General features: G+C 55.6%; 6 protein-coding genes. All 6 read right to left on the reverse strand.

The genetic code is table 11. The features are described 5' to 3' along the window. The coding region (gene rsmG, locus ACIOZM_RS30930) for a 16S rRNA (guanine(527)-N(7))-methyltransferase RsmG (RefSeq protein ID WP_401221320.1) at nt 1-576 on the reverse strand (576 nt) is incomplete at its 3' end. Then, on the reverse strand, nt 573-2471 hold the full coding sequence (mnmG, locus tag ACIOZM_RS30935; RefSeq protein ID WP_401221323.1) for a tRNA uridine-5-carboxymethylaminomethyl(34) synthesis enzyme MnmG: 1899 nt from the start codon (nt 2469-2471) through the stop codon (nt 573-575). The genes rsmG and mnmG, both read right to left, overlap by 4 nt. A gap of 550 nt (nt 2472-3021) precedes the next feature. Further along, nucleotides 3022-4392, reverse strand: a complete 1371-nt coding sequence (gene mnmE / locus ACIOZM_RS30940) for a tRNA uridine-5-carboxymethylaminomethyl(34) synthesis GTPase MnmE (protein WP_401221326.1) — start codon at nt 4390-4392, stop codon at nt 3022-3024. Between the two features lie 81 nt (nt 4393-4473). After that, nucleotides 4474-6156 (reverse strand): membrane protein insertase YidC, encoded by a 1683-nt coding sequence (gene yidC / locus ACIOZM_RS30945; protein WP_401221328.1) that lies wholly within the window; start codon nt 6154-6156, stop codon nt 4474-4476. Between the two features lie 2 nt (nt 6157-6158). Next, nucleotides 6159-6404 carry a membrane protein insertion efficiency factor YidD gene (gene yidD / locus ACIOZM_RS30950; RefSeq protein WP_010465488.1) on the reverse strand — a complete coding sequence of 82 codons (246 nt, stop codon included), beginning with the start codon at nt 6402-6404 and terminating at the stop codon, nt 6159-6161. Next, nucleotides 6397-6705, reverse strand: a 309-nt coding sequence (rnpA, locus tag ACIOZM_RS30955; RefSeq protein ID WP_401221331.1) for a ribonuclease P protein component, incomplete at its 5' end; no start/stop codon positions are given. The genes rnpA and yidD, both read right to left, overlap by 8 nt.

Below are 6705 nucleotides of genomic sequence, written 5' to 3' on the forward strand. Positions count from 1 at the left end.
GCTATCGAGGTTGAAGTCTGCCGGATATGCTACGAGGTCTTCGGCCGGATGAACGCCCTTCATTGCCAGCCAGCGCGTATTGGTGTCGCCGAGGTGGCGAGTCCAGTTGCTGAAGTTCTCCATGCTGCTGAACGCCCGGGAAATGATCCCGTTGAATGGCTGTGCAGGCTGGAAGGATTCGACGCGGCTGTGGATAACTTGCAGGTTATCCAGTTTGAGTTCGAGTTTGACCTGGGTCAGGAAGCGGGTTTTCTTGCCGTTGCTGTCCAGACAGGTCACTTGCGAGTCGGGAAACAGGATCGCCAACGGAATCCCCGGCATGCCGCCGCCACTGCCGACGTCGAGCCAGCGGCCGTTTTCGATGAACGACATCACACTGAGACTATCGAGCAAGTGCCGCGAAACCATTTCGTCGGGATCGCGCACCGCAGTCAGGTTGTAAGCCTGGTTCCATTTGATCAACAGGGCCAGATAACCCAGCAGCAATTCTTGCTGAGTTTCGCTGAGATTGATCCCGAGTTCACGGGCTCCTGTGGATAACTCTTCGGCGTGTTGCGAAGTGACCTTAGAACTCAAGCGCTTTGCTCCAACTGACGGCCCGCGCCGCGTTTTTTCAAATGAATCATCAACAGCGAAATCGCTGCCGGGGTCACGCCCGGAATCCGCGAAGCCTGACCCAGCGTCTCGGGACGAGTCGCGCCGAGCTTGCCCTGGATCTCCTTGGAGAGACCGGAAATGTTGGTGTAATCGATATCCACAGGCAGTTTCGTGTCTTCACTGGCGCGCAGACGGGCGATTTCGTCCTGTTGACGGTCGATGTAACCGGCGTATTTGGTTTTGATCTCGACCTGCTCGGCAACCTGTGGATCTTCGGCGCCGTGCCCGGTCACTTCGACCAGACCAGCGTAGTCGATTTCCGGACGGCTCAGCAGATTGAGCAAGTTGTACTCGTGAGTCAGCGGCGTGCCGAATTTTTCAGCAATCGCATCGCCCTGCTGCGTGCCCGGGCGAACCCAGGTGCTTTTCAGGCGCTGCTCTTCGATTTCGATGCTTTCGCGCTTCTTGCAGAAGGCCGCCCAACGCGCGTCATCGACCAGACCCAGCTCGCGACCTTTTTCGGTCAGACGCAGATCGGCGTTGTCCTCGCGAAGGATCAGGCGGTACTCGGCACGGGAAGTGAACATGCGGTACGGCTCTTGGGTACCGAGGGTGATCAGGTCGTCGACCAACACGCCGATGTACGCCTCATCGCGACGCGGGCACCAGGCTTCTTTGCCCTGCGCGCGCAGTGCGGCGTTGGCCCCGGCCAGCAAACCCTGGGCGCCGGCTTCTTCGTAACCGGTGGTGCCGTTGATTTGCCCGGCGAAGAACAGACCGCCGATGACTTTGGTTTCCAGGCTGTACTTCAGGTCACGCGGATCGAAGTAGTCGTACTCGATGGCATAACCCGGACGCACGATGTGCGCGTTTTCCATGCCGCGGATCGATTGCACGATCTGCAATTGCACGTCGAACGGCAAGCTTGTGGATATCCCGTTCGGATACAGCTCATAGGTGGTCAAACCTTCCGGTTCGATGAACACCTGATGGCTTTCCTTATCGGCAAAGCGGTGGATCTTGTCTTCGATCGACGGGCAATAACGCGGGCCAATGCCTTCGATCTCGCCGGCAGCGGAATACATCGGCGAACGGTCGAGGTTCGCGGCAATGATTTCGTGGGTGCGGGCGTTGGTGTGAGTAATCCAGCAACTGACCTGCCGTGGATGTTGTTCTTTGTTGCCCATGAACGACATCACGGGAATCGGCGTATCGCCCGGTTGCTCGCTCATCACCGAGAAATCCACAGACCGGCCGTCAATGCGCGGCGGGGTCCCGGTTTTCAGGCGACCAACACGTAATGGCAGTTCACGCAGGCGGTGAGCCAGGGCAATCGATGGCGGATCACCGGCGCGACCGCCGGAAAAGTTCTGCAACCCGATGTGGATAAGTCCACCGAGGAACGTACCAGTGGTCAACACCACGGAATCTGCGAAGAAACGCAGACCCATTTGGGTGACAACACCGCGTACTTGTTCCTGCTCGACGATCAGGTCATCGGCTGCCTGTTGAAATATCCACAGGTTCGGCTGGTTTTCGAGGATTTCGCGGACAGCGGCCTTGTAGAGAATTCGGTCAGCTTGCGCACGGGTCGCCCGTACGGCCGGACCTTTGCGGCTGTTCAACACGCGAAACTGAATGCCGCCCAAATCGGTAGCCGTGGCCATCGCACCGCCGAGGGCATCGATTTCCTTGACCAGATGGCTTTTGCCGATGCCACCGATAGCCGGGTTGCAACTCATGGCACCGAGGGTTTCCACGTTATGCGTCAGCAACAGGGTTTTTGCCCCCATACGTGCTGACGCCAGTGCTGCCTCGGTACCGGCATGACCGCCGCCGATGACGATCACTTCAAAACGGGAAGGGAAATCCACCACGCACCTCGTGCCTGCTTAAGTAGGTAATTCAGGAATAGTTTGAGATCAGGTTTCTGGACCTGGTCGACAAGTATAGGGACTTCGCCCTTCCTAAAGAACCCTTTGCACAAAATTTAACCAGCTGTGGAGAACTCGCGGTTAAAAGAATAAAAAAGAAAGAAATTTATAAAACCTTTGTTTTTATGTTTATTTTTACTGAGTATATTTTCTGTGGATAAATCTCTACAGGCCTTTATTTACGTTATGTACAGAGATTCAAAACCCTGTGTCCATGTGCCAATAAGGCCCTTGGATAACCGGTCTAAGCCTGTGGATGAATGGGCTGGTTATCCACAGGGGCGGTTATATCCAGTTTTCAGGCCATGTTATCAACTGACCTCAGTGGCAGTTATTCACAGGGCTTAATCCACAGAAATCGTTGATTGAAGGAGTTCCAGGCACGAGAAAACCGCTCTCCTGAAGATTCAGTCGGGCACTCGGGTTGGTTTATTTAGAAGGGGAAAACAAAAACGGGCCCGAATGGGCCCGTTCGAATGCAGCGGTCGAGTTACTTACCGATGCAGAAGCTGGAAAATATCCGCCCCAGCAGATCATCGGAGCTGAATGCCCCGGTGATTTCACCCAGCGAATGCTGTGCCTGACGTAAATCCTCAGCCAACAGTTCGCCGGCACCCGCCAATGTCAGCTGAGCGCGGCCATGTTCCAGCGCCGCACTGGCATGACGTAATGCCTCCAAATGCCGGCGTCGGGCACTGAAGCTGCTTTCAGACGTCTGTTCATAGCCCATGCAGGCCTTGAGATGATCGCGCAGCAGCTCAAGGCCTTCACCGGCCGACTTTGCACTCAGGCTGATAGTCACGTGGCCATCGGTGCAGATTTCCAGGGCAATCGCCTCCCCGGTCAGGTCGGCCTTGTTGCGGATCAAGGTAACTTTTGCCGGATCGGGACGGGTTTCAAGGAATTCCGGCCACAAGGCGAATGGATCTAAAGCTTCCGGTGCAGTCGCATCGACTACCAACAGCACACGATCTGCTTCGCTGATGGCTTTCAATGCGCGTTCCACGCCGATCTTTTCCACCTGATCATCGGTATCACGCAGACCCGCGGTATCCACTACGTGCAGCGGCATGCCATCGATGTGGATATGTTCACGCAAAATGTCCCGGGTGGTGCCGGCAATCTCGGTAACGATTGCGGCTTCGCGACCGGCCAGGGCATTCAACAGGCTGGATTTGCCGGCATTCGGCCTGCCTGCGATCACTACGGTCATGCCATCGCGCAGCAACGCACCTTGCCCGGCTTCGCGCAGCACGGTGGATAACTCATCGCGCACCTTGTCGAGCATGCTCAGCACGTGGCCATCAGCGAGGAAGTCGATTTCCTCTTCCGGAAAGTCGATTGCGGCCTCGACGTAGATCCGCAGACCGATCAACTGTTCTGTGAGGTTATGCACACGGTGGGAAAACGCGCCTTGCAACGAACGCAGGGCATTACGCGCTGCTTGTGCAGAACTGGCCTCGATCAGATCGGCGATCGCTTCGGCCTGGGCCAGGTCGAGCTTGTCGTTGAGGAACGCACGTTCGCTGAATTCACCCGGTCGGGCCAGACGACATCCCAGTTCCAGGCAGCGTTTGAGCAACATATCCAGAACGATCGGGCCGCCATGACCCTGTAATTCCAGCACGTCTTCGCCGGTAAACGAGTTGGGGCCGGGGAAATACAGCGCCAGACCTTCATCCAGCACTTGCCGGTCATCACTGAAAAACGGGCCGTAATGCGCATATCGCGGTTTCAGTTCGCGGCCACTGATGGCCTGCGCCGCGGCACTCGCCAACGGCCCGGAAATACGGACGATGCCCACACCGCCGCGGCCTTGGGCGGTGGCAATGGCAGCAATGGTTTCACGAGGTACGCTCATAAACCGGAATCCAGACAAAAGTGACAGATAGCAAAACGCCCCACTAGGGGGCGTTTTGAGTGGTGTTATCCACAGTGCAAGTTACGCCTCGGCTTTTTTCGTCGCCGCTTCGATCTTACGCGTGATGTACCACTGTTGGGTGATCGACAGGCAGTTGTTCACAACCCAGTACAGAACCAGACCAGCCGGGAACCACAGGAAGAAGAAGGTGAAGATGATTGGCATCATTTTCATGACCTTCGCCTGCATCGGATCCGGAGGAGTCGGGTTCAACTGCTGCTGGATGAACATGGTTGCGCCCATGATGATCGGCAGAATGAAGAACGGGTCCTTGATCGACAGGTCAGTGATCCACAGCATGAACGGCGCTTGGCGCATTTCCACGCTTTCGAGCAGAACCCAGTACAGCGAAAGGAAAACCGGCATCTGCACGAGGATCGGCAAGCAGCCGCCCAGTGGATTGATCTTCTCTTTCTTGTACAACTCCATCATGGCTTGCGACATTTTCTGCCGGTCATCGCCATGTTGTTCTTTCAGTGCGGCCAGTTTTGGAGCAACAGCACGCATGCGCGCCATCGATTTGTAGCTGGCAGCCGACAGAGGGAAGAACAAGCCTTTGATCAGCATGGTCAGGAAGATGATCGACCAGCCCCAGTTACCGACAATGGCGTGGATATGTTGCAGCAACCAGAAGATTGGCTGAGCAATGAACCACAGAATGCCGTAGTCGACAGTCAGTTCCAGACCTGGGGACAACTCTTTCAGAACTGCCTGGCTTTTCGGACCTGCGTACAAAATAGCGCTGGTTTCAACTTTGGCACCTGGAGCAGCGGTCAGTGTAGGACCGGTGTAACCGATGATGTAGTTGCCTTTGCTGTCTTTACGGGTCTGGACGATGTTGTTTTCGCCCTTCTCCGGAATCCATGCAGTCACGAAGTAGTGTTGCAGCCAGGCTACCCAACCACCGGTGACGGTTTCTTTCAGTTGGGCCTTGTCCATGTCCTTCATGGACACTTTCTTGTACGGCTCGGAACTTGTCCACAGGGCAGCGCCGAGGTACGTCGCAGTACCGGTCGCTGTTGTGGACGATGGGTCACCGCTGGCGTCGCGTTTCAACTGGGCAAACATTGCCCCGTTCCACGGCTGAGCGCTCTGGTTATCCACAATGTAGGACACGTTTACGTCATACAGGCCACGTTTCAGAGTGAAACGCTTGATGTAATTGACGCCGTCTTTGCTGAACTTGAGGTCTACGACCAATTGGTCCTGACCGTCAGCCAGTTGATAAGTCTTCTTCTCCGAGGAGTAAACCGGACGACCGGCCGGATTTGCATCCGGGCCATTGGTGCCGATCAGACCACTTTGTGCCAGATAAACACGCTCGCCGCCGTTATCGAACAGCTGGAACGGAACATCAGGACGATCCTGGCGACGTGGATACAGAGGCAAAGTCAGTTGAGCAACATCGCCACCTTGTGGATCGATCGCAAGATCGAGCACGTCGGTTTTGATCTGGATCAGATCCTTGCTGGCAGCGACCGGCGTTTCAGCAGGTGCGCTGGTATCGTTTGCGGCGCGTGGAATGTCGTCACTGGCAGCAGCATTATTGCCAGGAACGGTATCCGGCAGGCCAGATGTGGTCGTACTGGAAGCAACATTCTGAGTCGGCAAGGCAGCCTGGCCATAGTCCTGGTTCCATTTAAGAACCATAACGTAAGCCACGATTGCGAGGGCGACGATCAGGATCGTGCGTTTGATATCCATGATTACTCGGCCATCGAAGAAGAACGGGAGGTAGGGATAGGCGGAACCGGGTCATAACCACCGGGATTCCACGGATGACAGCGACCTAAACGACGAAAGGTCAGCCAGCCACCGCGCAGAAGGCCATGATTTTCGATGGCTTCATACGCGTAGCAGGAACAACTGGGGTAGAAACGACAGTGACTGGCCATCAAAGGACTAATGGCGTAGCGATAAAACTGGATCGGAACGAGTGCCAGTTTACGCATCGGGACTGTCTACCCCTACAGTTTCGGCTTTGACTTCTGGAACAGGCTTGCTGCGTGCAAGACGTTTCCAGAGCTTGCCGAAATGCTGAATCAATTCGGGGTTCTCTACGTCACCCAAACCTTTGCGCGCGACGATAACTATGTCCCAGCCGACCAGAGAATCCTGGTGCAGGCGAAACGATTCGCGCATCAGACGTTTGAGGCGATTGCGCTCGACGGAGAGCTTTACGCTCTTTTTCCCGATAACCAGCCCGAGTAGTTTTTTTTGGATTTGGTTGTTGTTGGGAATGAGTTTTTGTTT

This window comes from Pseudomonas sp. NPDC087346 (assembly GCF_044744235.1).
Taxonomy (GTDB): Bacteria; Pseudomonadota; Gammaproteobacteria; order Pseudomonadales; family Pseudomonadaceae; genus Aquipseudomonas.